The sequence below is a fragment of the Pantoea conspicua genome (genome assembly GCF_002095315.1).
Lineage (GTDB): Bacteria > Pseudomonadota > Gammaproteobacteria > Enterobacterales > Enterobacteriaceae > Pantoea > Pantoea conspicua.
Genome location: NZ_MLFN01000005.1, coordinates 36,849 through 63,116, shown reverse-complemented (window position 1 = coordinate 63,116; position 26,268 = coordinate 36,849). Strand labels below are relative to the sequence as shown.

Annotated in this window: 26 protein-coding genes and 2 pseudogenes; 13 read left to right on the top strand and 15 right to left on the bottom strand. The window is 56.0% G+C overall.

All coding sequences use genetic code 11. The features are described from left to right. From mrdB to lipA, 6 genes and pseudogenes are all read left to right on the top strand, one after another. Positions 1 to 1,112, top strand: a pseudogene (gene mrdB / locus HA41_RS03600) (peptidoglycan glycosyltransferase MrdB). 10 nt (positions 1,113 to 1,122) lie between these two features. Continuing rightward, positions 1,123 to 2,200: pseudogene (gene rlpA / locus HA41_RS03595) on the top strand (endolytic peptidoglycan transglycosylase RlpA). Between the two features lie 123 nt (positions 2,201 to 2,323). Next, entirely contained in the window at positions 2,324 to 3,535 is a 1,212-nt protein-coding gene (gene dacA, locus HA41_RS03590; RefSeq protein ID WP_031377759.1) for a D-alanyl-D-alanine carboxypeptidase DacA, read from the top strand. A gap of 99 nt (positions 3,536 to 3,634) precedes the next feature. Continuing rightward, positions 3,635 to 3,898 (top strand): DUF493 family protein YbeD, encoded by a 264-nt coding sequence (gene ybeD, locus HA41_RS03585; RefSeq protein ID WP_094119629.1) that lies wholly within the window; start codon positions 3,635 to 3,637, stop codon positions 3,896 to 3,898. Between the two features lie 81 nt (positions 3,899 to 3,979). Continuing rightward, complete coding sequence (gene lipB / locus HA41_RS03580) at positions 3,980 to 4,639, top strand: lipoyl(octanoyl) transferase LipB (protein WP_094119628.1); 660 nt, start codon at positions 3,980 to 3,982, stop codon at positions 4,637 to 4,639. Between the two features lie 169 nt (positions 4,640 to 4,808). After that, on the top strand, positions 4,809 to 5,774 hold the full coding sequence (gene lipA / locus HA41_RS03575; protein WP_094119627.1) for a lipoyl synthase: 966 nt from the start codon (positions 4,809 to 4,811) through the stop codon (positions 5,772 to 5,774). A 107-nt stretch (positions 5,775 to 5,881) separates the two neighbouring features. Here lipA and tatE read toward each other — a convergent pair whose 3' ends face one another. The 6 genes from tatE to HA41_RS03545 all read right to left on the bottom strand — a co-directional run bounded on the left by tatE (position 5,882) and on the right by HA41_RS03545 (position 10,578). Continuing rightward, a complete protein-coding gene (tatE, locus tag HA41_RS03570; RefSeq protein ID WP_094119626.1) occupies positions 5,882 to 6,085 on the bottom strand; it encodes a twin-arginine translocase subunit TatE in 204 nt (67 codons plus the stop codon). A 107-nt stretch (positions 6,086 to 6,192) separates the two neighbouring features. Continuing rightward, positions 6,193 to 6,963, bottom strand: a complete 771-nt coding sequence (locus HA41_RS03565) for an amino acid ABC transporter ATP-binding protein (protein ID WP_094119625.1) — start codon at positions 6,961 to 6,963, stop codon at positions 6,193 to 6,195. After that, positions 6,960 to 7,916 carry an amino acid ABC transporter permease gene (locus HA41_RS03560; protein ID WP_094119624.1) on the bottom strand — a complete coding sequence of 319 codons (957 nt, stop codon included), beginning with the start codon at positions 7,914 to 7,916 and terminating at the stop codon, positions 6,960 to 6,962. The genes HA41_RS03565 and HA41_RS03560 overlap by 4 nt, the downstream gene beginning before the upstream one ends. Beyond that, positions 7,913 to 8,800, bottom strand: coding sequence for an ABC transporter substrate-binding protein (locus HA41_RS03555; protein WP_094119623.1), 888 nt, complete (start codon positions 8,798 to 8,800; stop codon positions 7,913 to 7,915). Before HA41_RS03555 ends, HA41_RS03560 begins: the two co-directional genes overlap by 4 nt. A 24-nt stretch (positions 8,801 to 8,824) precedes the next feature. Beyond that, positions 8,825 to 9,613, bottom strand: a complete 789-nt coding sequence (locus HA41_RS03550) for a deaminated glutathione amidase (RefSeq protein WP_094119622.1) — start codon at positions 9,611 to 9,613, stop codon at positions 8,825 to 8,827. Further along, positions 9,613 to 10,578 (bottom strand): ABC transporter substrate-binding protein, encoded by a 966-nt coding sequence (locus tag HA41_RS03545; protein ID WP_094119621.1) that lies wholly within the window; start codon positions 10,576 to 10,578, stop codon positions 9,613 to 9,615. The genes HA41_RS03550 and HA41_RS03545 overlap by 1 nt, the downstream gene beginning before the upstream one ends. Positions 10,579 to 10,707: 129 nt before the next feature. Between HA41_RS03545 and HA41_RS03540 the strand changes: the two genes are divergently transcribed. Then, the gene (locus HA41_RS03540) at positions 10,708 to 12,063 is read left to right on the top strand and encodes an aminotransferase-like domain-containing protein (protein ID WP_094119620.1); all 1,356 of its coding nucleotides are present in this window, start codon (positions 10,708 to 10,710) and stop codon (positions 12,061 to 12,063) included. Here the strand turns inward: HA41_RS03540 and HA41_RS03535 are convergent. From HA41_RS03535 to HA41_RS21760, 3 genes are all read right to left on the bottom strand, one after another. Beyond that, positions 12,041 to 12,472: a GNAT family N-acetyltransferase gene (locus tag HA41_RS03535; protein WP_094119619.1), complete on the bottom strand. Its 432-nt coding sequence runs from the start codon at positions 12,470 to 12,472 to the stop codon at positions 12,041 to 12,043. The genes HA41_RS03540 and HA41_RS03535 overlap by 23 nt on opposite strands. A gap of 225 nt (positions 12,473 to 12,697) precedes the next feature. Next, positions 12,698 to 12,907 carry a transcription antiterminator/RNA stability regulator CspE gene (cspE, locus tag HA41_RS03530; RefSeq protein ID WP_006118399.1) on the bottom strand — a complete coding sequence of 70 codons (210 nt, stop codon included), beginning with the start codon at positions 12,905 to 12,907 and terminating at the stop codon, positions 12,698 to 12,700. A gap of 961 nt (positions 12,908 to 13,868) precedes the next feature. Next, complete coding sequence (locus HA41_RS21760) at positions 13,869 to 13,952, bottom strand: small membrane protein YohP (protein WP_019105993.1); 84 nt, start codon at positions 13,950 to 13,952, stop codon at positions 13,869 to 13,871. Between the two features lie 256 nt (positions 13,953 to 14,208). Between HA41_RS21760 and HA41_RS03520 the strand changes: the two genes are divergently transcribed. Continuing rightward, the gene (locus tag HA41_RS03520; RefSeq protein ID WP_094119617.1) at positions 14,209 to 14,454 is read left to right on the top strand and encodes a hypothetical protein; all 246 of its coding nucleotides are present in this window, start codon (positions 14,209 to 14,211) and stop codon (positions 14,452 to 14,454) included. A 130-nt stretch (positions 14,455 to 14,584) separates the two neighbouring features. Next, positions 14,585 to 15,667 carry a malate/lactate/ureidoglycolate dehydrogenase gene (locus HA41_RS03515; RefSeq protein WP_094119685.1) on the top strand — a complete coding sequence of 361 codons (1,083 nt, stop codon included), beginning with the start codon at positions 14,585 to 14,587 and terminating at the stop codon, positions 15,665 to 15,667. Between the two features lie 55 nt (positions 15,668 to 15,722). Here HA41_RS03515 and gntT read toward each other — a convergent pair whose 3' ends face one another. After that, a complete protein-coding gene (gntT, locus tag HA41_RS03510) occupies positions 15,723 to 17,039 on the bottom strand; it encodes a gluconate transporter (protein ID WP_094119616.1) in 1,317 nt (438 codons plus the stop codon). A gap of 291 nt (positions 17,040 to 17,330) precedes the next feature. Here gntT and HA41_RS03505 point away from each other — a divergent pair, with 291 nt between their 5' ends. Further along, positions 17,331 to 18,479, top strand: a complete 1,149-nt coding sequence (locus HA41_RS03505; RefSeq protein ID WP_094119615.1) for an iron-containing alcohol dehydrogenase — start codon at positions 17,331 to 17,333, stop codon at positions 18,477 to 18,479. Positions 18,480 to 18,535: 56 nt separating this feature from the next. Here HA41_RS03505 and HA41_RS03500 read toward each other — a convergent pair whose 3' ends face one another. From HA41_RS03500 to HA41_RS03490, 3 genes are all read right to left on the bottom strand, one after another. Beyond that, positions 18,536 to 19,372 (bottom strand): Cof-type HAD-IIB family hydrolase, encoded by an 837-nt coding sequence (locus tag HA41_RS03500; RefSeq protein WP_094119614.1) that lies wholly within the window; start codon positions 19,370 to 19,372, stop codon positions 18,536 to 18,538. Positions 19,373 to 19,513: 141 nt separating this feature from the next. Then, positions 19,514 to 19,966, bottom strand: a complete 453-nt coding sequence (locus tag HA41_RS03495) for an RcnB family protein (RefSeq protein WP_094119613.1) — start codon at positions 19,964 to 19,966, stop codon at positions 19,514 to 19,516. 606 nt (positions 19,967 to 20,572) lie between these two features. After that, complete coding sequence (locus tag HA41_RS03490) at positions 20,573 to 21,670, bottom strand: ABC transporter substrate-binding protein (RefSeq protein WP_094119612.1); 1,098 nt, start codon at positions 21,668 to 21,670, stop codon at positions 20,573 to 20,575. A gap of 112 nt (positions 21,671 to 21,782) precedes the next feature. On the opposite strand from HA41_RS03490, the gene HA41_RS03485 reads away from it, so the two are divergent. Beyond that, the gene (locus HA41_RS03485) at positions 21,783 to 22,295 is read left to right on the top strand and encodes a 2-thiouracil desulfurase family protein (protein WP_094119684.1); all 513 of its coding nucleotides are present in this window, start codon (positions 21,783 to 21,785) and stop codon (positions 22,293 to 22,295) included. Between the two features lie 21 nt (positions 22,296 to 22,316). On the opposite strand, the gene HA41_RS03480 is transcribed toward HA41_RS03485, so the two are convergent. Beyond that, positions 22,317 to 23,606 (bottom strand): HAAAP family serine/threonine permease, encoded by a 1,290-nt coding sequence (locus HA41_RS03480; protein WP_094119611.1) that lies wholly within the window; start codon positions 23,604 to 23,606, stop codon positions 22,317 to 22,319. 374 nt (positions 23,607 to 23,980) lie between these two features. Here HA41_RS03480 and HA41_RS03475 point away from each other — a divergent pair, with 374 nt between their 5' ends. Then, positions 23,981 to 24,505 (top strand): hypothetical protein, encoded by a 525-nt coding sequence (locus HA41_RS03475; RefSeq protein ID WP_094119610.1) that lies wholly within the window; start codon positions 23,981 to 23,983, stop codon positions 24,503 to 24,505. A 202-nt stretch (positions 24,506 to 24,707) separates the two neighbouring features. After that, positions 24,708 to 25,901, top strand: a complete 1,194-nt coding sequence (locus HA41_RS03470) for a zinc-dependent alcohol dehydrogenase (RefSeq protein WP_094119609.1) — start codon at positions 24,708 to 24,710, stop codon at positions 25,899 to 25,901. Between the two features lie 51 nt (positions 25,902 to 25,952). Here HA41_RS03470 and HA41_RS03465 read toward each other — a convergent pair whose 3' ends face one another. Then, positions 25,953 to 26,165 (bottom strand): hypothetical protein, encoded by a 213-nt coding sequence (locus HA41_RS03465; RefSeq protein WP_094119608.1) that lies wholly within the window; start codon positions 26,163 to 26,165, stop codon positions 25,953 to 25,955. Positions 26,166 to 26,268: the final 103 nt, after the last annotated feature.

Sequence of the window (26,268 nt, the reverse complement as noted above, 5' to 3'; positions counted from 1 at the left end):
ATGAACGATAGTCCGCAGAAACGCTCGATCTGGACGCGCATCCATATTGATCCGCTGTTTATGCTGGTGATTCTCGGCCTGCTGATTTACAGCGCGTGGTGATCTGGAGCGCCAGTGGTCAGGACCCGGGCATGATGGAACGTAAAATCGGCCAGATCGCGATGGGGCTGGTGATCATGATTGTGCTGGCGCAGGTGCCGCCGCGCGTCTACGAAGGCTGGGCGCCCTACCTCTACATCATCTGCGTCATTCTGCTGATTGCGGTGGATGCGTTTGGGCAGATCAGTAAAGGGGCACAGCGCTGGCTCGACCTCGGTATCGTCCGTTTTCAGCCATCGGAGATCGCGAAGATTGCCGTGCCGCTGATGGTGGCGCGCTTTATTAACCGTGACGTCTGCCCACCCACCCTGAAGAATACCGGTATCGCGCTGATCCTGATTTTTGTGCCTACTCTGCTGGTAGCGGCGCAGCCCGATCTCGGTACTTCGATCCTGATTGCCGCTTCGGGACTGTTTGTGCTGTTCCTGTCTGGTATGAGCTGGAAACTGATTGGCGTCGCGGTGCTGCTGGTGGCGGCATTTATCCCGATTCTGTGGTTCTTCCTGATGCACGACTATCAACGTGACCGCGTGATGATGCTGCTCGACCCGGAAAGCGATCCGCTGGGTGCCGGTTACCACATTATTCAGTCAAAAATTGCGATTGGTTCCGGCGGGCTGCGTGGCAAAGGCTGGCTGCAGGGCACCCAGTCACAGCTGGAGTTTTTGCCGGAGCGTCACACTGACTTTATTTTCGCCGTGCTGGCCGAAGAGTTAGGGCTGGTTGGCGTGCTGGTCCTGCTGGCGCTTTACCTGCTGCTGATCATGCGCGGTTTGATTGTGGCAGCCCGGGCGCAAACCACTTTTGGTCGGGTAATGGCTGGCGGTTTAATGCTGATTTTATTCGTTTATGTTTTCGTTAACATTGGCATGGTTAGTGGTATCTTACCGGTAGTTGGCGTGCCGTTGCCGCTGGTCAGTTATGGCGGCTCCGCGCTTATCGTGCTCATGGCGGGATTTGGCATTGTGATGTCGATCCATACTCACCGAAAAATGTTATCTAAAAGTGTTTAAGAGGCAGCAGATGCGTAAGGAATGGCTTGGCGTTGCACTGGCATCACTGGTTCTGGCAGCCTGTACCACGCCGGAACCCCAAAATACCGCGCCGCCACAACCGGCTTATAATGGCCCGGTGGTGGAAATTCCAGGCGTTGAGCCACGCTATGAGCCGATTAATCCTGGCACCAGCCAGGATTACAGCGTCAACGGCAAAAACTACCGCATCATCAAAGATCCGTCGAATTACAGTGAAGTTGGCCTCGCCACCTGGTACGGCGAAGAAGCGCAGGGCAATCGCACCGCCACCGGCGAAGCCTATGATCCGGATGCACTCACCGCCGCGCACCCTACGCTGCCGTTGCCGAGCTATGTGCGCGTCACCAACATCGCTAATGGTCGCCAGATTGTGGTGCGGGTCAATGATCGCGGCCCTTATACGCCAGGCCGTATCATCGATCTGTCGCGCGCCGCAGGCGATCGCCTCAATATCTCCAACAATTCACGGGTCCGCGTTGATTACATCAAGGTCGCGCCGGATGGTTCGCTCTCCGGCCCCGGCACCATCGGAACGGTGGTCGCGAAACAGAGCTATTCTCTGCCGGCCCGTCCTGATCTCAGCGGGGGTGCCGTGATGAACGGCGGCAGCGCCGCCGTCCCCCCGCCCAGCCCCGCAAAATGTTGAGGCGATCAGCAACAGCACGTTGCAGAGCAGTGACAATATGGGCGCACCGGTACAGAGCAGTGGTTTCCTCGGCGCACCTCAGCCGTTAGCCACCGGCGTGCTGGAAGGCAATGAACCGGTGGCCGCGCCAGCGGTCACGGCAGCACCGGCAACAGCAGCGGCCAGCGCCGCACCCGCCGCCAGTACAGCTGCCGGTGGCTATGTGGTGCAGGTCGGCGCACTGAACGATCCGGCGCGGGCACAGCAACTGATGAAAAGCCTGAGCCAGCGTTATGGCGTACCCGGCACGGTGGAGACCGCCGGAAATGTCTATCGCGTCCAGCTCGGCGGTTATCCGACCCGTGCAGAAGCGGCCGCGTTGCAACAGCGCCTGAGCAGTGATGGCCAGACGGCCTCATTTATTACCAACACGCGTCGCTGACAGAACGGTTTACCGTTACGTCTGCTAACAACCCAATCATCATGCCCGATGCGGTCCAGACAGCCATTGGGTATGATGAATGACTTACTTAACCTCAAAACCATGGATGTTGTAGTCCTACACATGAACACGCTGAAATCATCTCGTTTGCTGAAACGCCTGACAGTGGGATCACTGATCGCCTTCTCCCTCAGCCATGCCGCTATTGCTGATGACGTCAATCTTAAGACCATGATTCCGGGCGTACCGGATATTGATGCCGAAGCGTATGTCCTTATCGACTACAACTCGGGCAAAGTGCTGGCGGAGAAGAATGCCGATGCCCGTCGCGATCCGGCCAGTCTGACCAAAATGATGACCAGCTATGTGATTGGCCAGGCGGTCAAAGCAGGCAAAATCCATCAGGACGATCTGGTCACCGTGGGTCCGGATGCCTGGGCCACCGGTAACCCGGTGTTCAAAGGTTCATCGCTGATGTTCCTCAAGCCAGGCGATCGGGTTCCGGTTTCGCAGCTGACGCGTGGAATTGTACTGCAGTCGGGTAACGACGCCTGTGTCGCTATGGCAGATTATGTCGCCGGCAGTCAGGATGCGTTCGTGAATCTGATGAACAACTACGTCAAAGCGATTGGCCTGCAGAATACCCATTTCCAGACGGTACACGGTCTGGATGCCGAAGGTCAGTACAGCTCGGCGCGCGATATGGCGCTGATTGGTCAGGCTCTGATCCGCGACGTGCCGGAAGAGTACGCTGTCTATAAAGAGAAAGAGTTCACCTTCAACAATATCCGCCAGATGAACCGTAACGGCTTGCTGTGGGATACCAACCTGAACGTGGATGGCATTAAAACCGGTCACACCAATGCGGCCGGTTACAACCTGGTGGCTTCGGCTACCGAAGGCCAGATGCGTCTGATCTCTGCAGTCATGGGCGGTCACACTTACAAAGGCCGCGAAACCGAAAGCAAAAAACTGCTGACCTGGGGCTTCCGTTTCTTTGAAACTGTCGCACCGCTGAAAGCGGGCAAAGAGTTTGCCTCTGAGCCGGTGTGGTTTGGCGACAACGATCGCGTCCAGCTCGGCGTTGAGAAAGATGCCTACCTGACGATTCCGCGCGGCCGGATGAAAGATCTGAAAGCCAGCTATGTGCTGAATAACACCGAACTGCACGCGCCGCTGAAGAAAAATCAGGTCGTCGGCAGCATTAACTTCCAGCTGGATGGCAAAACCATCGAACAGCGTCCGCTGGTGGTGTTAAATGAGATTCAGGAAGGCGGGTTCTTCAGCCGCATCGTGGACTACATCAAACTGATGTTCCATCACTGGTTCGGCTAAGCGTGGCGGGTGGTTGAAAAGTCACCCCATCGCCCCCAATACAGGTTATTATGATGCTCCCGCTCAGGCGGGAGTCTTTTTTTATGCACCGGAGTCAATATGAAAACCAAACTGAATGAACTGCTCGAATTTCCTACCCCGTTTACCTACAAAGTAATGGGTCTGGCGCAACCGGAGCTGGTTGATCAAGTGGTTGAAGTGGTGCAGCGCCATGCGCCCGGCGATTACAGTCCTGAAGTCAAGCCGAGCAGCAAGGGCAACTATCACTCCGTAAACATCACCATTACCGCTACCCATATCGAGCAGGTAGAACGCCTGTACGAAGAGCTGGGCCAGATCGAAATCGTACGCATGGTGCTCTGATTTGCCGGGTCGGCGAAGCGTCTTTACCCGACGGTTCGCCGACGTTATTCTCAGCTTATTCTTTTAAAGCGGGCCATCGTTTTGTCAGTTGAAACCCTTCTCGTCCGCCGGTCAGGTTTACGCGACTGGCAATCCGTCTCAGACGCCATGCATCACTATACTGACCAGCGCGACAGCCTGAGTCGCGATGAGATCTGGCTGGTGGAACATCCTCCGGTATTTACCCAGGGTCAGGCAGGAAAAGCGGAGCATCTGCTGATGCCCGGTGACATTCCGGTGGTGCAGAGCGATCGTGGCGGCCAGGTCACCTATCATGGACCGGGCCAGCAGGTGATGTACGTGCTGATTGATATCAAGCGTCGCAAGCTAGGCGTACGCCAGCTGGTGACCGCGCTGGAAGAGACGGTCATTGACACCCTGGCCGGATTTGGCGTCAGCGCCCGCGCGCGCCCCGACGCGCCAGGCGTCTATGTCGGTGAGCAAAAAATCTGTTCGCTCGGGTTGCGGATCCGCAAAGGCTGCTCGTTTCACGGTCTGGCGCTGAATGTCGCCATGGACCTGGCACCCTTTTCGCGAATCAATCCTTGTGGCTATGCGGGCATGAGCATGACTCAGCTGCAGCAGTTTCAGCCGGATGTGCGACTGGATCAGGTACAGGCCCCGCTGATTAGCGCATTTGCCCGTCTGACCGGTTATGAAAATGTTGAATGGTCAGCTGAAGATTTGCCGCTCCAGCCTTAACGCTGAATGCGAATTTACAAATATGTAACTTATCCGCGCTGACGGTGGCTGCTTCCGGGGCGATGAGATGATATAATTTTTGCACTTTTTTCAAATAAAGTTGAAAGCACCCTTCTCGGGTTGAGTGAGAACGCTTTCAAATCGCAATCCGACCGGAACCTGCTGATTTATGAGTAAACCAATTCAGATGGAACGCGGCGTCAAATATCGTGACGCAGACAAAATGGCGCTGATCCCGGTGAAAACCGTGGCCGTTGAACGGCAAGAGATGTTGCGTAAGCCGGAATGGATGAAAATCAAGCTGCCTGCTGACTCCAGTCGTATTCAGGGCATTAAAGCCGCGATGCGAAAAAATGGGCTGCACTCGGTCTGTGAAGAGGCCTCCTGCCCTAACCTTGCCGAATGCTTCAACCACGGCACCGCCACCTTCATGATCCTTGGCGCGATCTGTACCCGCCGTTGCCCATTCTGCGACGTGGCGCATGGCCGCCCTAACGCACCCGATGCGAATGAGCCGGGCAAACTGGCGCAGACTATCGCTGATATGGGTCTGCGTTACGTGGTGATCACCTCGGTTGACCGTGACGATCTGCGGGATGGTGGTGCTCAGCACTTTGCCGACTGCATCAGTGCGATTCGTGAAAAGAATCCGACAATCAAAATTGAAACCCTGGTTCCTGACTTCCGTGGCCGGATGGATCGCGCTCTGGAAATTCTGACCGCTACGCCACCGGATGTGTTTAACCACAATCTGGAAAACGTGCCGCGCGTCTACCGTCAGGTTCGTCCGGGCGCCAACTATGAATGGTCACTGAAACTGCTGGAACGCTTTAAAGAAGCCCATCCTGACATTCCGACCAAATCTGGTCTGATGGTGGGTCTGGGTGAGACCAATGCGGAAATCGTCGAAGTGATGCGCGATCTGCGTCGTCACGGCGTCACCATGCTGACGCTCGGCCAGTATCTGCAGCCCAGCCGTCATCACCTGCCGGTTCAGCGCTACGTCAGCCCGGCGGAATTTGATGAGATGAAAGAAGAAGCGATGGCGATGGGCTTTACCCATGCAGCATGCGGCCCGTTTGTCCGCTCTTCTTATCACGCGGATATGCAGGCGAAAGGGCTGGAAGTTAAATAAGCTCGCGATGCTGATCGGCAAAGATAAAAAAACCAGACTGGCAACAGTCTGGTTTTTTAATATCTATCCGACATAAAAAGTAACAGTTATTTTCAGCCAATAACCGATTAATCTTTATGGACGACGCGATCGGCCGGTACATCTTCAGCCGTGGTCCGGGTTGCGCTGGTGTCTTCATCTTTCATGGCTTTTTTGAAGCCCTTAATTGCGGAGCCCAGATCGCCGCCCAGAGAACGTAACTTATTGGTACCAAAAAGCAGTACGATAAGCGCACCGATGATCAGCAGCTTGGCAATACTGATACCTTCCATATTTAACCTTTCAACTTCAGCGAATAACGGTGACCGTTATTTACGCGCAGTTTGCCTGACGCGACAACTGCAATCTGTAACAGAGTAAGATCGCGCTGGCGTCAGCATCAGATAAAACGGCTGAGAAAAGCCTGAGTACGGGGATGCTGAGGATTGGCAATCACCTCTGCTGGCGTGCCCTGCTCCACCACGACGCCACCATCCATAAACACTACCCGGTCAGCCGCCTCGCGTGCGAAGCTGATCTCATGGGTCACCACTATCATCGTCAGTCCCTGATCGGCCAGCGTACGCATCGTCGCCAGCACTTCCCCCACCAGTTCCGGGTCCAGCGCCGACGTCGGTTCATCAAACAACATCAGCTGCGGCTTAATGGCTAACGCGCGCGCAATCGCCACACGCTGCTGCTGACCGCCCGACAGATGGCGCGGCCAGGCATCCGCCTTGTCACTTAACCCCACCGTTGCCAGTAACGATCGGGCATGTGCCAGCGCCTGCTGACGCGGAAATTTATGGACACCGATGGGCGCTTCAATAATGTTTTGCAGCACCGTCATGTGCGGATAGAGGTTGAACTGCTGAAATACCATGCCAATCTTCTGCCGCTGATGGGCGATCTGACGCGGTGACAGACGGTGCAACAGATTGCGTTTCAGCACGTAGCCAATCTGCTCATCACCTACCCGAATCGAGCCCCCATTCATCTCTTCGAGATGGTTGATGCAGCGCAGAAAGGTCGATTTACCCGATCCCGATGGCCCCAGGATCACTACCACCTCACCGGGCCAGACATCGAGATCAATCCCCTTCAGCACCTGGTTGTCGCCATAACGTTTCTGCACGTTACGGGCGCAGACTAACGGCTCAGTCTGGCTCATAGCTCCTCCTTCTGTCGCGGTACGGTGTTCATCCGTGACGATGGGCGCTTCGCCACGCTGGCCACCCGGCGGGTACCCCGCGCGTAATAGCGCTCAATGGCGGATTGCCCGAGGTTAAGGATCGAAGTGATCAGCAGGTACCAGATGACCGCCACCATCAGCATCGGAATAATTTCAAAGGTCCGGTTGTAGATTGCCTGTACCGAGTAGAGCAGATCGCCCATCGCAATCACGCTTACCAGCGACGTCGCCTTGATCATACTGATCAGCTGGTTGCCGGTAGGCGGGATGATTGACCGCATCGCCTGAGGAATAATAATTCGCCGCAGCGCCCGCGCCCGGCTCATACCAAATGCCTGGGTGGTTTCTACCTGACCGTTATCCACCGACAGCAGTCCGGCGCGGATGATTTCAGCCATGTAAGCCGCTTCGTTCAGCGCCAAACCGGCGATAGCCGCCGTCAGCGGGGTGATCAGATCGTTGGTATTCCAGCTGGCCAGTGTGATGTCGGTCCACGGCAGCGTCAGCGACAGCGCAGGAAACAGCGTGGAAAGGTTGTACCAGAAGATCAGCTGCACCAGCAGCGGCGTCCCACGGAAAAACCAGATATAGAGTCCGGCGATGCCGCGCAATAGCCGGTTGTCGGACAGCCGCCAGACGCCTAACAGCAGCCCCAGCAGCGTACCCAGTACCATTGAGATCACCGTCAGTCCCAGCGTGACCTGTAACCCTTGCAGCACCGAGCCTTCGGTGAACCATTTCAGTACCACCTGCCATTCAAAATTGGGATTGGTGATTACCAGCCACAGCAGGTTGGAGCCGACCACCAGCACCACAATCCAGCTGATCCAGCGTCCATAGGCGGGTGCGCTGCGGGCGAAAGCGACGTCGCGCAGTTGCGCCTCATCGCGCTGCTCTTCACTGATCGGCGAATCGTGGCGGATCAGACTCATTTCGCCTCCTGTCTGGCCAGGTTCAGCCCGGGTGCCGCAGTCATGTTGCCCTCCAGCTGCCATTTTTTCATGATGGCGGCATAGGTACCGTTCTGATAGAGCACCTTATAGGCATCAAGAACCACGCCACCTAACGGTGATCCCTTTGGCACCACGGTCCCCTGGAAAATGTCACCAAAACCGTTTTTCTGTCCTTTCCCCGACAGTTCAAGCTGGCCTTTGGCCTGATTAACAAACCAGGTCAGCGGCGCCTGTGAGGAGAAAAAAGCATCCGAACGCTTCGAGCGCACCGCAAGAATCGACGACGGCTGATCGGTAAAGGCCTGCACCGTGACCGCCGGTTTTCCGGCAGCAGTACAACGGGCGGAGTGCTGACGGATCACCTGTTCCGCAGAGCCGGCCGCCATCACCGCAATGCGTTTGCCACAGGTATCATCAAGCTGATTGATCTGCGCCGGATTGCCCTTCTGTACGCCAAACACCACAAATTCCTGCACAAAATCGATGAAATCGACCTTCTGCTGACGATCCGGATAATCGCCTATCGGGCCGATGGCCAGCTGATAGCGGCCCGCGTTAATCCCGGTCAGCACGCCCGACAAGCCACTCACCGTGGCATGATCGATTTTTACCCCGAGTAACTGTGCCAGTGCAGTCGTGAGATCCGCAGAGGCGCCCTCCATTGAGTGCGGACCATTGACGATTTCATAAGGCGGAAACGAACCGTTATTGACGGAAATCATCCGTCCCGCTTGTTTGATCTGTTCCGGCAAACGGTCGTGTAAAGCCTGATCGACGTTCTGGGTCGGAAGGGTGTCGGCAGCCTGCGCCAGGCCAGCGGTCAGACCCAGCGCCAGCATTAAGGCGGTCACTCTGTTAGACATGGTGCGTTCTCCAGGATCAGGGTGTCAGTTCAGTTCGGGACGGGCGAAACGACGATTCTCCAGCACCGGCAGCACGCGGCGGGCATAGGCTACGCGTTCAGGATCAAGCTCAGCAAACATCAGCGTCGGCGATTCAGCCGCATTGGCGATAACGACACCGAGCGGATCGACCACCAGACTGTTACCGATATTGCGCGGGCCACATTCGCCTACCGCCACCATGTAGCAGGTATTCTCCAGCGCACGGGCGCGGGTCAGCAGCTCCCAGTGCATCTCTTTCAGCGGGCCTTTTACCCACGCAGCAGGCAGCACCAGCAGGTCCGCGCCATCCAGCACCAGCCGGCGCGCCAGCTCCGGGAAACGCACGTCATAGCAGGTCATCAGTCCGACTTTCATCCCCGCCACGTCAACCAGTGGCGGGATCACATGCCCCGGATTGACCCGCTGTGACTCCTGCATCGCAAAGGCATCGTAGAGATGCAATTTTTCATAAGCGGCAATGATTTTTCCGTTGCGGATAGCGATCAGCACGTTGAGCGCCTTCTGCTGTTCAGTAGGAACATGCACGCTCATCATGGTGGTCAGATCGGTATTCTCACTGGCTGCCAGCAGCTGAGTGAGAAACGGCCCATCCAGCGGTTGTGCGGCTTTCAGCACTAAGTCGGGATCGGTAATATCCCGCGCCAGCACCCCTTCCGGCAGCACCAGCAGATCGGCACCGCCAGCGACGGCACGCTGCATTAAGTCCAGACAGTGTGTGGCGTTCTCCTGCCATTCACGGCTGACCGCAAATTGTCCCATCGCAACTTTCATTATTTCTCTCCTCCTGCCATCGGAAACATCGCTTCCGGCGTCAGCAATCTGTGGGTGAGTTCCTGCTGGAACAGTTCACGGGCAAAATCCGCAATCATCTTTCTATTAGCGGTAAAACCATTCTGATTCCAGCCGGCCGGTAATTCCTGCGCGGTCCGTCGCAGATCGTCCAGCAGCCACGGCGTGGTGTCGGCATATTTCTCTCGTTTTTGCATCCATAGCGCGTAAGAACGATCGATGACTTCACTCAGTGCGACAGGCAGCCACGGATGCTGCGCCGCCAGCACCGGTTTCACCGCCAGAATATGAATGCCGGGCACATAGCCGACACGGTTGAAATAGGCCCGCTCGGCCTGATAGAAGTCAGGCTGGAGCTGACGCAGACCGGACGCCGGCAGGAAAAAACCTTCCGGCATAAACGGGGTAAAGACCGCATCCAGCTCACCCGCTTTCAGCAGCTCAATCAATGGACGCTCGTCGGGTGCCGGCTCTATCCGGCCTGGCCGGCCAAATCCTGCCAGCCGATCGACAATCGGGTGATCGGCGGTCAGCCGCCCGGCAAACCAGCAAACATCGTCAATTTCTACCCCCGCTTCGCGCAGTACCGTGCGCGTCCAGGTATTGCCCGAATCCTGCCAGCCAGTAACACCGATGCTTTTGCCCTTCAGCTCTGCAGGCGTGGTGATGGGACTGTCAGCGGTGGTGATAATGCAGCGCTGGCGGAAACCGCGCATCAGGAAGTGAGGAATACCGAGCAGAGAATCATCGTCTCTGGCCCGCGCCTGGGCGTAACGGCTAAACGACACTTCTCCCGCATCATAATCGGGGCTGGTGGCGAGATCGTTCACCAGCGTGCCGACGCGATCGATCTGCAGATCAAAATTGTCCGGTTTGATATCGCCCAGCGCCAGTGGGGTGAAATAGTCCCAGTCGCGCACTGCCAGTCTGATACTCAGCCTTGCCATGATCTCTCCGTTTACGTCGTGCCGTGAAGCCGGGCGGGTTGATAGCTCAAATAACGCTTGAATTTGATACTAGATCCGGAATACTGACCTGAACAATCATTAATTTGTTACTGAACAAAGTATTTTCTTATGACGCAAATGGTCGATCCAGAGTGGTTCTGTAATCAGATAACAACCCCGTCGGTAAAAGGCATCGCTCAGGCTGCATCCCGCCTGATCCGCGACGGTGAAATTGCCGTCGGCATGCAGATGCCGGCGGTAAGGGAGATCGCGGAGCGGCTGGGCGTCAGTCCGGCAACCGTTTCCGCTGCCTGGTCGCGGTTAAGGCAGCATAAAGTGCTCGCGGGAAAAGGCCGCAGTGGCGTCTGGGTCAGCGGCAATACGGTGATGCCACGGCCGATCCGCTTTGAAAAGATCGGCAACTATGGTGAACACATTCGCGCCGATCTGGCAATGGCCTCTCCCGATCCCGCGTTGTTACCTGACCTGCACAATGCGCTGCAGGCGGCATTGCGCTCGCCGCAGCTTAACAGCTACGTCCGTGAGCCCATTTCCGCCCGGCTGCTGGAAGCGATAACGCCGCGCTGGCCCTATGCTGCGGAAGCGTTTCTGGCAACCGATGGGGGTTTCGATGCGATGAATTTGCTGGTACAGACGCTGGTTTCACCCGGCGATCGGGTGATCATTGAGGACCCGACCGCCACCCGCCTGCTCGATATGCTGGATAACGTGGGCGCTGAAATTATGCCGCTGGCGTGTGATGACCAGGGGCCGTTACCTGAGGCGTTAAGTCACCTGCTCACCCGTTCGCCGGTCATGATGATCTATCAGCCGCGTACCCATTCGGCGACCGGGCGCACGATTAGTCTCGGGCGACGTCAGGCACTGGCCCGGATACTGGCAAACAGCACCACGCTGATTGTGGAAGACGATGGGATTGGGGACCTATCCGCTGCAGCGGGCTGGAGTCTGGGATCGCAGTTTCCCGAGCGTACCCTGCATGTCCGTTCGTTTTCTAAAGCCTACGGCCCCGATTTGCGTCTGGCTGTGTTGTCGGCCACCGCAGAGATGGTAAAACGCATCCAGGCGTGGCGAAATTTTGGTGTCAGCTGGACCAGCCGGATATTGCAGGATGCGGTGGCGTGGTTGCTGGAGGATGAGGCGACGCAGCATCAGGTCGCCAGGGCACGCGACGTTTATCAGCAGCGACGCGAGCGGCTGCGGCAAGCACTGGCGCAGCGCGGACTTATGTTGCCGCCACAGGATGGGCTCAGTCTCTCTATCCCGGTCGCCTCAGAACAGTTTGCCATGATCACCCTGGCGGCACGCGGTATCGCCGTGTTACCGGGTAAGCGCTGCAGCCTGGGCGCGACGCAATTTATCCGCGTCAGCATTGCCAGCCTCAGAGATGAACAACAGGAGATGATTGCCGAGGCACTGGTTATCGCGTGCGGCCGTGAAGCTAACGCGCGGGCAGATCTTTAACATGATAGCGTGGCGATTCAACATAGCCTTCACGGGCATAAAACTGATTCGCCTTGAGACGGGACTGATGACAATGTACCTCCATCCGATCGCAACCGCGCTGTGCCGCCAGTGATTCCGCATGCTGTAACAGCTGCTGGCCGACACCTTTACTGCGTTCGCCTTCGGCGATACAGAAATAGCTGATGCGGGCGAAATCGCCAGCCAGTGCCAGCTGTGGAATAAAGTGCATTGATAAAAAACCGAGCACCTGATTACCGAACTCTGCCACCAGTAACGCTTCGCTGGGATCGTTGCTTAACTGCGCCAGGCGCTGCTCAATGAAATTTTCCGTGCCGCCGTAGCCTAGCTCACTCAGTAAGGCACTCAACGCAAAACTGTCTTTTAAATCCGCCTGACGTATGTTCATCCTGTATCCTCAATAGCCTGGTCCTGTCGCTCTGTTATATAGCGTTAGACAAGAAAAAGCTGCAAGTAAGGTTGTTATGATTATGTTACGAGAATTTATTGTGAAGCGTCGCGCAGTTTGTGCGGCGTAGCGAAAGGCACAGCGGGCAGTGAAGGGGTTGTTCAGGTGATTTTTTCCATAAAAAAACCCGCCATCAGGCGGGTTTTTAGAATTCTGACTGTTAACTTACAGACTGATAACGTTAGCAGCAGATGGGCCTTTTGCGCCGTCGGTGATTTCAAACTCAACGCGCTGACCTTCAGCCAGAGTTTTGAAGCCGTTGCTCTGGATTGCAGAGAAGTGTACGAATACATCTTTGCTGCCATCTTCAGGAGTAATGAAACCGAATCCTTTAGATTCATTAAACCACTTAACGTTACCTTTGATCTTAGACATCTATATTACCTTTACATGAAAAATGGACACTAAACTGTGTCGCCATCTAGTACAGCAATTGCGGAGAGATTTGTCCAGTGAGATTTGATGAAAAAGTGATAAATTTCGACTTTCTGGTTACGCATCACACTTTCTCACTTTTGGTCTTGCGAAAAAACCGCTTCCTGGCCCGGTGATTTTAACGGGTAAAATCCGTTAACCCACTGTAATGTGATTGCTTTTTTCATCATGCGCCATTCTGGCGCTCATGCTAACCCGGAAATCCCTGCCGTCCTGAGATTAACTTTTTGACGGCAAAAACGTCCGCATCGTGCCCTTTTTGGCGGTCCGTGAAAAACTCCGCTAACGCATTTCCGGGCTTTTTTTCACCCCAATGGGGCATCTGATCACGAAATGTTGTCGGGAGCTAGCCCCGGTGCGTGATCTTCAGATAATTAAATCCGCTTTTTTACTGAGCCAGATCAATCAGTCGTACCCTGTAACTCTGCTTTAGCCGCCTGCCTGACTGCATTTCAGGCAAATGATAATAAACGTTGATTCAAATCAAAGAAGTGCTTTTTTGTCATTCAATTCGCATTTGGCAACAAACAACCATTGCCATAAGACACTATTTTTTTCTGCGAACGGCGGGATAATATTGCGAGGAAATAAATAAGGAATGTTTACCTGTGATATTGATCACGCAAAAAATCAACTTTTGATTACTACAGGGAGAGGAAAGTCAGGATGGTGATGAAAATTCGCTGCAGCCAATGCGGGAGTGCCCGGTTTATTTACACTGAACGCGATGGAGAACCGCTTACGTTTCACGGGGCCTGCTGTGCACACTGTAAAAAGCGGTTGGAGGTAAAGGATTTATTGCCTGAAACGCATATGGACCCGATCACACATTGCCTGATTGACCAGCACAAGAATGTTCCGGACACCTGAGTAAGGTGTCCGCTGAAGCCGAAAAGCGCCATCAGAAAATCAGTTTAAATACCCCTGTCAGGGTTAACAGTCCCACGATAAAAATGATGGCAATAATCCACAGAATAATTTTCATTTCCTTCTTCCTCACCAGTAAAAAAACCTTTCCAATAAGCAGTATAGCCAAAATAAAACCCTTTGCCGTTTCCCCTGATGGCCCCGCAGTCCCTTGCTGGCTTAAAACTCTTTTTATCGAAATTCTGAGAGAGAGATCGCAACTGCGAATTTTAGGGGCGGCCACCCTTCGTTTTGCAGAAAAATCCTGGCTAAAATTTAACCGGCAAGGCGGGCCTCATTGGTTAAGACCTGAATATGCTTAGCAAGGAGATCTTATGAGCACAATTAATACCAGCATGGGCCGCTATAGCCTCAAGGCAAAAAATAGCGGCGATCACATCAAAGGTTCTTTCGCCATTAACGATGAAGGCGGCACTCAGCTCACGATGCAGGAGTTCGAAGAGCATTACCTTGACGATGTGGTGAATAACGTGATTTATCCGGTCACTGGCGGCAACCGCGAGATTGCGCGTGCGCTGCGGGAACAGATGATTAAAGCGGGTTTTGAACAGCCGCATTAAGGCGTTCAGCCTCATTTTTTTTACTGAGACAGCGGGCCGCATTTTGCGGCCTTTTTCCTGCCTGGAATCTGACTTGCCGTGCTGCCTTTTTCGACCCAGGATGAACTATCCCACTAAAAAGGAGAACATCGTGAGTACCCAACACACTATCAATGCCGCCCGGCTGCATCAGTTCACCGAAGCTATCTGGCTCGCTGCCGGTAGCCAGCCGGAAGAGGCACGTCTGGTCGCCGATCACCTGGTGGCCGCCAATCTGGCCGGGCACGATTCGCACGGCGTCGGCATGATCCCCAGTTACATGGCGTCGCTGAAACAGGGGCATCTGCAACTGAATCAGCGCCCCACGCTCGAAAAAGACAGCGGTGCCGTGCTGACGCTGAACGCTCATCAGGGCTTCGGTCAGGTCGCGGCCTGGGAAGCGATGAAGCTCGGCATTGAACGGGCGCAGAGGCTAGGCATCTCCGCGGTCGGCCTTCATCATTCACATCACATTGGTCGTATTGGTCACTGGGCGGAGCAGTGTGCAGCAGCCGGCTTCGTCTCTTTTCATTTCGTTAATGTGATGGGCGACCCGATGGTTGCGCCGTTTGGCGGCAGCGATCGGCGCTTCGGCACCAATCCATTCTGTGCAATCTTTCCGCGTCCGTCTGGCCGCCCGCTGCTGCTTGATTTCGCTACCAGTGGCATCGCCTATGGTAAAACCCGGGTCGCGTGGAACAAAGGCACAGAGGTCGCACCAGGTTACCTGATCGATGCGCAGGGCCAGCCCACCACCGATCCTGGCGTGATGCACCAGTCACCTCATGGCTCCCTGCTCCCCTTTGGACTGCATAAGGGCTACGCGCTGGCGACACTGTGTGAAATATTTGGCGGCGCCTTGTCGGGCGGACGGACAACCCATCAGGCCACCTTGCAGAGCGGTAATGACGCCATTTTTAACTGTATGACCACCATCATTCTCAATCCCGACGCGTTCGATGCGCCAGCGATGCAGGATGAGGCGGAAGCGTTTATTGAATGGGTGAAAGCGTCGCCACGCAGCGGCGAGGCGCCGATTCAGGTCCCGGGTGAGTGGGAAGACGCCAATCGTATCGCACGCGATCGTGAAGGGATTCCGCTGGATAGTACCAGCTGGCAGCAGATCTGTCAGGCCGCACGTGAGGCGGGGATGTCAGAGGCGGAACTGGCGGCTTTCCGCGCACTGGCGGTATGACCGGGGCCGGTTAAAACAGCCAGCCGCTGGCAGAGACTCTGCCAGCGGCTGCGGGTCAGATAACCATCGAAAGCAGTAAGCACCCGATCAGACCGCAGACAGAAATGATGGTTTCCAGTACTGACCACGAACGAATGGTTTCCCCGATCGTCAGGTTGAAGTACTCCTTGAACAACCAGAAGCCCGGATCGTTGACGTGAGAGAAAATGACACTGCCCGAACCGACCGCAATTACCATCAGTTCCGGGCTGGCGCCGCTGGTGACAATCAGCGGTGCAACGATGCCGCCAGCGGTAATCGCCGCGACGGTTGCCGACCCCAGCGCAATACGCAGTACCGCCGCAATCGACCACGCCATAAAGATCGGTGACAGCTGGGTAGAGTGCATCATGTTAGCGATATATTTATCCACCCCGCTGTCGACCAGCACCTGCTTAAAGGCCCCGCCGCCGCCGATGATTAACAGCATCATGGCGATGATTTTGATCGAATCGCTCAGGGTCTCCATGACCTGATCCATACTACGGCCACGGTTCAGACCGAAGGTGAAAATCGCAATCAGTACCGCAATCAGCGTCGCCATCACCGGATCGCCGAAGAACTCGGCGTAAGGCAGCAGTGCATGGCCTTTTGGCAGCAGCATCTCAGCAACCGCGCGCAGCGCCATCAGCACCACCGGCACCAGCGAGGTCCAGACGCTGACGCCAAAGCCCGGCATCTCTGCTTCAGTAAAGGTTTTCGGGTTGTAGAGGCCCTCAGGGATCGGTTTATCAATGCCTTTCAGGAAGCGGGCATAGACCGGACCTGCCAGAATCACGGTAGGAATGCCAAGCAGCGTACCGAAAAGCAGTGTTTTGCCCATATCCGCATTGAACAGCGTGGCGATAGCGGTCGGACCGGGATGCGGCGGCAAAAAACCGTGCGTCACTGACAGCGCAGCGGCCATCGGTACACCGACATAGAGCAGCGGCACGCGCGCTGAGGCTGCCACGCTGAACACCAGTGGCAGCATCAGTACAAAACCGACTTCATAAAACAGCGCGAAGCCGACGATAAAGCCGGTCAGCACCAGCGCCCACTGAATATGCTTTGTGCCGAATTTTTCAATTAAGGTGGTGGCAATACGCTGCGCGCCCCCGCAATCGGCCAGCATCTTGCCTAGCATGGCGCCAAAGCCCATGATCAGCGCCAGGCTGCCGAGCGTGCCGCCGACACCTGCTTTAATAGAGGTAATGACTTTGTTGACCGGCATGCCCTGCATCACACCGACCGCCAGCGCCACCAGAATCAGCGCGATAAATCCATTAAGCTTAAAGCGAATCATCAGCAGCAGCAGTAACGCGACGCCGATCGCCACATAGAGTAATGGCATAGGTTTTCTCCACCTTGCGCACTGAACGGCGTTCAGTGCCGGTTTGTTATCATCATCCCCAGAGGCTACAAAACAGTGCGCCTGCAAGAACTTTTAACATTCCGACAACCGCTGTTACCGATAACATGTTAAGGGTAACATGCGCCGGAAAGCACCACCCCGCAGCCAGTGAATTTCTGTTTTGCGAAGGTGATCAACTTTTTGCAGATGCGTTATCAGAAAGTTTGCCAGCGCGGGCGGCGCGCTTTTCGTTACACTCAGATTTTAGCGAAAATGTAAAAGGATGCGCTGGTGAGTGAGAATCTGAGTGAGCTGTACAGTAATCAACGAACCCTGTTCGGACGCGGCAGTCTGGATAAACTGGTGCCGCTGCTGGCGGCGCAGTCTCAGCCAACCCTGCTGTTTTGTGGACAATCGTTTTTGCACGGGCCGGCCTATGACCGCCTGAAAGCAGAACTTAATCAGCATATTATTGGCTACGAAATTGTCAGCCATGAAGCCTCGCCTGCGGAGATTGATGGTTGGGTCGCGCGCTGGCGTGGGCATGTTGATCGGGTAGTGGCGATTGGCGGCGGCAGCGTGCTGGATGCCGCCAAAGCTTTCAGTGCAATGATGCAGCATCCGCTGCCAACCGCACGCTATCTGGAGAAAGTGGGCGATACGCCAGTGCAGCCAGTCACTCTGCCGCTGATTGCGGTGCCGACCACCGCCGGTACCGGCAGCGAAGTGACGCAAAATGCGGTCGTCACCGACCAGCATGATATCCAGGTCAAAGCCTCACTGCGCCATCCGGTCTTTGTGCCACAGGTGGCGATTCTTGATCCCGATCTGCTGAAAGGCGCCCCCGATCACGTACTGGCGACCTGCGGCATTGATGCCTTTACCCACCTGTTCGAAGCCTGGCTTTCAGGCAAAGGCAATCTGTTTACCCGCCAGCTGGCGCTGACCGGCCTGCGCCAGTTTGTTCAGGCCTGGCCAGATCTCAACCGGCATGACGCCGAAGGCGATCGGGCGCGCGAGTCGATGATGATGGCCTCCTGGCTGGGCGGCGTCAGTCTGAGCAGCGCCGGGCTGGGCGTCATTCACGGGATTGCCGGTGAACTGGGGGCGATCAAACCGTTTCACCACGGTGAAGTCTGCGGACGCCTGCTGTTTCCGTTCCTCGACCTGCTGGCCGACAGCAGCGATCCGCAGCAGCGTGCCTTAATGGATGAACTTCACCCACAGCTGTTCAGCGAGCCGAGCGAATCACCGGCACGCTTCCTGAAGCAGTGGCTGCAACAGCGGGCGATTACGCCGTTCTGGCGCGATGGCCCTACCCTGACCACGGCGGAAGCCGAATGGGTACTGGCGCGCGCCAACAGCAAAAATTCGCTGGTGAATTACCGTCGCGACCAGATGCACGCCATGCTTGCCCAGGCGTGGACGCTCACCGACTGATCCACGCAAAGGGATTAGCTGCTCCGCAGCCGCAGCCAGGTGCCTCCGGCTGCGCGTTAGCCCGCCGGAGAAGCGAACGGCCCCTCGCCTGCCAGCATCTGCTCAATCACCTGTAACACCCCTTGCTGATTGTTGGCAGGCGCAAGATAACGGGCCGCCTGTTTAACCCGATCCGGCGCGTTGGCCATGGCAAAGCTGAAGCCCGATTGTTTCAGCATCTCCAGATCGTTGCCGCCATCGCCAAACGCCAGCACCTGATCGTGGCTGATCCCCCAGCGCTGCGCCAGCAGATTCAGGCCGTTGGCTTTGTGATGACCCGGCACAATCAGGTCAACGGAGCCGTGTCCGCTGGACGTCGCCGCCACCTTGCCCTGATGCAGATGTTCGATATCCGCCATCAGCGGTTCGATGTAGTCATCCGACAGATTCAGAGCGAATTTGAACAGCCGATCGTCGCCCGTCTCATCCAGCTGATGAATCGGCCTGAGGCGGTGGCAGTAATGCCGCATCTTAACCAGCCAGCTCTCCTCCATGCCATCGAAGTAATAGGCGCTGTTACGCCCACACAGCAGATAACGCAGGCCGGGATAGTGGCCGTTTTGCAGGGTATCAATCACCGCCTCAACGTCGCTGCGGGCGAAAGCGCCGCAGAACAGCTCTTCATCACGATCGATAATCCACGCGCCGTTCTCTGCCACAAAGGCGATGTCGCTGGCGATCTCCGGGAAGAACGATTTGAGCTGGTAATACTGATTGCCACTGGCTACGACAAATTTAATGTCACGGGCGGTGAGCTGCTGATAGCAGGCGAGAAAGCGGGATCGATTGTACTGCTTCTGGTCATCCAGAAAGGTGCCGTCCATATCTACCGCAACCATCTTAACCGTCGTCATCATGACTCCTTACACGGGAAGGTTCTCTGAGTGGACTGTCAGGATAGCTGCTGGCACGGCAAAACGGAAAGAGTGACGGATGGCGATTTCCATCCGTCACACCGTGGTCGGGAGTTGAGTTCGGATGCTGAATTTGGTGACTTAGTGCAGCGCGCTACTCAGGATCAGCGAGGTAATGACACCGGTAGCCGCCGCAATCAGCACATAGTTGCCGTCAATGTAGGCCCAGTGTTCGCCACGTGGCGGTTCACGTAAGCCACGGTCGTGCCAGTCGTTGACGCGATAGCGATCGCCGCGATATTCCGCTGGGATCGCATGACCGCGACGGAAATCATGACCGTTCCAGGCAAAATGATCGCGGTCATCGCGCCGGCCATCATTATGCCGGTCATTATCGGCCCGATTGTGCCCTTTGCCGTTGTCGTGACCGTTGCCCCGACCTTGCCCCTGACCATGATTGTCCGCGTGCGATTGACCGCCCTGCTGCCAGCGCTGGCCATGATCGTCGCCCGGGCCGTCCGCCAGCGCGGTGTGAGAAAACAGGGTGCTGCATGCAAAAAGTGAAGCGATAAGTGTTAACGTTGTTTTTTTCATGGTACTGCCTCCGAAGAAACGGTTATTCAGGCACCGTTGAGCATCATAGTGGCAATAATATGACGAGCCAGCATCAGTAAAACTCTTAAAAACCGGCAACTTACACACTATTACGCTTACTTAGCGCTTTCTTAACAGTAACCCGGTTTTGCTTCATTTTCTGACAGATGCTTTATTAACCCGAACACCGTAACGAGCAGGCCGAAACCGACGGGTCGTTATGTTCTGTCGGGATATGACACTGAAAGTTATTCGCATTGCGGCGTGACGCTGAGAAAGCAATCTCGTGAAGAAAGGCGGGCCAGCATCACATCCGGAATGAACAGGCTGCGCCTGTGGGAAGGTCATAAACACAACATATTCAGGGGTTAAACATCCCCATATCATTCAGGCTGCCCGCTGACCTGACTTGATCGGCCGTTTATCTGCATCGAATAAAACTGGCCTGACCGAATCTTTCGGCGTTTAGCCGGGATAGATCCCTGCTCGTTTCGGCCAGCTTCAGTGACAGGATGATGGCCAGCGGCTAAACCCGATCGCCGCTGACCGCTTCAGGCCCGGCAATAACCAGGGCATTGGCCGCTGTCCTCGCTCTACCCCACCGGATCAGGGCGTACTGAGGATAACTGGCGAATCCGGTAACCGGGTAAAGTGGCTGACCAGATAATGGTAATCAGCGGTCGGATCAACATCGCTGAAGGTCTGCGGATAGAGATCTTTTGCCAGAATTTCCATGCCGATGATGTTATACGGATGGTTATAGAAATGGTGATAGAGGCCGTAGACCCGCTGTTGCTTCACCGAGGCGATCTGCGCCAGGCCGGTACGGGTCAGCAGGCGATTAAAAGTCGCGGTAATTTCAGACTGAGTCGCCCCATAACCAAACGGCAGTACGTTGCTGTTGGGCCGTTTTGAGCCGGTCATGATGTAGACATCCGGCTTCATGGCGATGATTTTTTCCAGTGAGACAAAGCCTGAACTGCCTGGCAGCAGCGCAGAACCGATATTTTTGCCCCCTACCGCTTCCACCAGCGCGCCCCAGCCGTTATGGCCGTGAGTAAAGCAACAGTTATCGCTGTTACCGGCTATCGGCTCGATAAATACTGTCGGCTTGTGCTGCACCTGCGCCACGCCCTGCTGAATCCGCTGCCAGCGCTGCTGATAAAAATCGGTATAGGCTTTAGCCTCGGCTTCGCGGTTCAGCACTTTACCGAGCAGAGTGATACCCGGCACCGTATTCTGCTTTGGCTTCAGCTCATCGTCGAGAAACAGCACCGGAATATGCAGGTTTTTTAAGGTTGCCAGCACACCCGACTGGGTCAGTGCCGGTTTGGCACGCAACTGAGCAATCATCAGATCGGGCTGCTTCGCCAGCACGCTCTCCAGATCGACCTGCCCCTGGTCATTAAAGCCCATATCAACGATTGAGGTCGCTTCTGGCCAGCGCTGCTTCAGCAGCTCCCAGGTCTGGGTATCCTGTTTCTTCGGCAGATTATTCCACGCTACCACCCGCTTAAACGGATTTTGCCGGTCGAGTAACGCCAGCGCCAGAATGTCGCGACCATCCTGCAAAATCACATGCTGCGGCTCTTTTTGCAGCGTGATGGTTTGCCCATCCAGATCGGTTACCGTAACCGGATAGGTGGTGGCCGCACAGGCGGCTGACAGCAACAAGGTGGTGGCGGCGAGCAGCCTGGTTTTCATTTTTCGATACCTGGTTAAGGAATAATCATTATTCGCGTTAACTCTAACATGCTAATAAGTAACAAAAGTAAACCATTGCTGAATAGATGCGTCAGTCGGGAGGCCAATGAACATGCAGGATCGTCGCGCGAAGATATTGATTAGCGCTTGTCTGATGGGGTTTCGGGTGCGCTACAACGGCAGTGACAAAAAACAGGTGCTGTCCGCGCTGGCACAGTGGCAGCGTGAACAGCGGCTGGTAGTTCACTGTCCTGAACTGGCCGCCGGTTTGCCGACCCCACGCCTGCCGGCGGAGATTGTCGGCGGCAACGGTGCCGATGTGCTGGCGGGACGAGCCCGTGTGGTGGAGTCTGACGGGCGTGATGTGACCCGGATTTATCTGCTCGCCGCGAGGCTGGCACTCGAAACTGCACAGCAGGCCGGATGCCGCTACGCCCTGCTCAGCGATGGCAGCCCGACCTGCGGCAGTCAGAGCATTTATGATGGTCGCTTTAGCGGTCAACGTCGGCGCGGCGCGGGCGTCGCCGCCGCCCTGTTACGTCAGCATGGCATTGCGGTTTTTGCCGAACAGCAGGCGGACGAACTGCTGGCCCATATCAGTCGTATGGAAGCAGCATATCGATAACTGACGCCATACGGGTGCAGATCAGTGCGCCAGTGAGTAGAAGATGGCAGAGATGGCAATCAGCCCGGTCAGCACCACAAACAGGTTACTGATGTTGCCACTGTACTGACGCATCGCCGGGACTTTCTGAATCGCGTACATCGGCATCAGGAACAGGATTATCGCAATCACCGGGCCGCCGAGCGTCTCAATCATCCCAAGAATATTGGGATCAAGCGTGGCCACCAGCCAGGTGGTCAGCAGCATAAACATGGAGGTCAGGCGGTTCAGCCGGGCAGGCGCCATCTGTTTACCGCGGCTGCGCAGCGCTTTATTCACCATGCCGTTAAAGCCTTCCCGCGCGCCAAGATAGTGGCCGAGAAACGATTTGGTGATCGCCACAATCGCAATGATCGGCCCCAGCCAGGCGATGACCGGCACCTGAAAATGGTTCGCCAGATAGGAGAGAATCGTGATGTTTTGCGCCTTCGCCGCGTGCAGATCGGCGGGCGACAGGCTCAGCACACAGCTGAAGACAAAAAACATCACCGTTACCACCATCAGCAGGTGGGCGCAGGCCAGAATACGTGAACACTTCTTCTCTGCCGCCTCGCCATACTCTTCACGTTTCGCCAGCGCAAACGACGAGATGATCGGCGAGTGGTTAAAAGAGAACACCATCACCGGAATCGCCAGCCACAGCGTCATCCATAAACCGTTGCCGCTGGGCGTTGCGCTGCTCAGCGTCGTTAGCGCGGCCCCGTGCCAGTGCGGGATCAGATAGCAGGCCATCAGCATCAGGACCGCGACAAACGGATAGACCAGCACGCTCATCGCTTTGACGATCATCTGCTCACCGAAACGCACAATGGTCATCAGGCCAACAATCAGCAGCAGCGACAACAGTACGCGTGGCGGTGGCACCAGCCCGAGCTGATTGACCATCAGACTCTCCACCGTGTTGGTAATCGCCACGCTGTACATCAGCAGAATCGGGTAGATGGCGAAGAAATAGAGCAGCGTAATCAGCTTACCGGCGCCAGTGCCAAAGTGCTCTTCCACCACGTCGGTGATGTCACCAGCCGGATTTTTACCGGAAAGCACAAAGCGCGTCAGGGCGCGGTGGGCAAAAAAGGTCAGCGGAAAGGCGAGAATCGCCATAATGATCAGCGGAATCAGCCCCCCGACGCCAGCATTGATCGGCAGAAACAGCACGCCGGCGCCAATCGCGGTGCCGTATAAGCCCAGCATCCACATCGTATCGGTTTTACGCCATGCCCTATCAGCGTCACGTTCAAGCGCGCCCAGCGTGCTCGTTTGCGTGGTTTTCATCTGCTATTCCCTGTTAAAAGCCGCCGGTTATCTGACAGCCAGAACGGAAAGTGTTGCGGCGTCCGCTCCGGGCCAGACATCACTGCGTCAGCCGCATCGGCAGGTGTTACCCCGATCCGCTGGCGCAAAGGTAATCGATTGCGTGCGCCTCTTTTTACACTACCTGACGATAAAAGTTCAAGTTATGGAGCTTACTGCGCATACATCGCTGAAAAAATCGTCAGATTGTGCGCGGCGACAGTAGCCGATGATGCCATTTTTCAGCCTGATTCGCCGCGCTAACGTCAGGTCATCGGCGCGATGAACACGTCAGGCAAGCTACGCTTTAGCTATGCTTCAGGCGTTGCGCTGACACCATGACACAGGAGAAGAGAATGAAAATTGCCTGCCTTGGATGGGGATCGCTGATCTGGAAATCAGGGGCGCTGCCGGTTGCCAGTCCCTGGCATTGCGATGGTCCACCGGTGCCGATTGAGTTTGTTCGCATCAGCGAAGGTGGTGAACTGGCGACGGCCATCAGCCTTAATGCCACACCGGTACCGGTGCTGTGGGCCTGGCTGAATACCGCCTCACTGGAGACCGCCTGCCGTGCGCTGCGTGAACGGGAAGGCATTCCGGAGAGCCGCAACGATGGGCTGGGTATACTGACGGTGACGGAGACGGCAGTGGGACCGCTGGCGGAATGGGCGCGTGCCAGAGGGATTGAAGGGCTGATCTGGACCGCCTTGCCCGCCTGCATCGACGGAACAGAAGGTCGCATTCCCACCCTGGATGAGGCGCTGGATTATCTGCAGCGGCTGGAAGGTGAAACGCGTAAGCATGCGCGTCGCTACATCGAACAGGTTCCGCCACAAATCGATACCGCTTACCGGCGCGCCTTCAGCACCCTGCCTGACTGAGTGTGGTTTTCCTGCTGGCGGCAGGCGTGCCCTGACCTGACAAACGGTTAAACGCCGCCCGCCGGCCCCACCGCTCTGCTTACTGTCCGGATGCTGGCTACACTTCAGGCAGGTTTCGATTTCAGGTTCCCTGAGTCTGCCCCCGCTTTGTCGCGGCAAGTCTTTTTCATGCCGCATACACTCATCAGCAGGAGTTGAACAGATGAAAGCATTAACCTATCACGGTCCGCATAAAGTCAGCGTTGATAACGTCCCCGATCCGGGTCTGGAAGCTGACGATGACATCATTTTGCGCGTCACCGCCACCGCGATTTGCGGCTCAGACCTGCACCTCTACCGTGGCAAGATCCCCGGTACCGGTCATGGCGATATCTTCGGTCATGAATTTATGGGTGAAGTGGTGGAAGCCGGCAGCGCCGTTACGGCCGTCGCCAAAGGCGATCGGGTGGTCATTCCGTTTGTTATCGCCTGTGGCGACTGTTTCTTCTGCCATCTGCATCAGTATGCCGCCTGTGAAACCACCAACAGCGGTCGCGGTGCCATCCTTAATCGTAAAAACATAACGCCGCCCGCCGCGCTGTTTGGCTACAGCAAACTCTATGGCGGCGTGCCGGGCGGACAGGCGGAATATGTCCGGGTGCCGAAAGCCAATACCGGCCCGTTCAAAGTGCCGTCGCTGTTATCCGATGAGAAAGTGCTGTTCCTCTCCGATATCCTGCCAACCGCCTGGCAGGCGGTGAAAAATGCTGAAGTGAAACCGGGCTCCAGCGTCGCCATTTTTGGTGCCGGACCGGTGGGTTTACTCAGCGCCGCCTGTGCCCGCCTGGAGGGCGCGGAACAGATTTACATGATCGATCATAACGAGTATCGCCTGAACTTTGCCCGCGATCGCTACGGCGTGATTCCGATCAACTTTGATCAGATCAACGACCCGGCGGGCTGGATTATCGAACACAGCGCAGGTCATCGAGGGGTGGATGCGGTGATCGATGCGGTGGGATTCGAAGCCAAAGGCAGCCTGACGGAAACTGTGCTCAGTAACCTCAAGCTGGAAGGCAGCAGCGGCAAGGCGCTGCGTCAGTGTATTGCCGCGGTGCGGCGTGGCGGCATCGTCAGCGTGCCGGGCGTCTACGCCGGATTTATCCACGGCTTCCTGTTCGGCGATGCGTTTGATAAAGGGCTGACCTTTAAGATGGGCCAGACCCACGTTCACGCCTACCTGCCGGACCTGCTTAAACTGATCGAACAGGGTCACCTGAAACCGGAAGAGATTGTTACTCATCACCTGCCGCTGGAAGATGCGGCGCGCGGCTATGAAATCTTTGAGAAGCGCCAGGAAGATTGCCGCAAAGTGATTCTGGTACCTGGCATGACCGCCACTCAGGCCACGCTGTAACCCATCTGCCCGGTGTCACCGGCTCCCTTTTCAGCCGGCAGCACCGGGCGACTATAACAGCCACGGCTTGCGCTGCAGGCTGACGCGCGACGACCGTGGCTCCTGCAGATGTTCATCCGGCGTATCGGCGGTATCCGTCAGATTTCCCTGCTCCAGTAACCTTGCGCTGCGTGAATGGAGATGACTTTCACTGATTACCTGCTGTGAAAAAGCGCCGAACGATAACAATAAAAACAGCAACGCGCTGGCCAGCCTGGTTTTCATCGGTGACTCCTCTGGGTGACAATGGTCGCTATGCTGCGCGAATCTGTTTGATTTTCTGTCAGTGGCAGGCAAAGTTATGTGGTAAGCGGGAACAAGCCGCTAC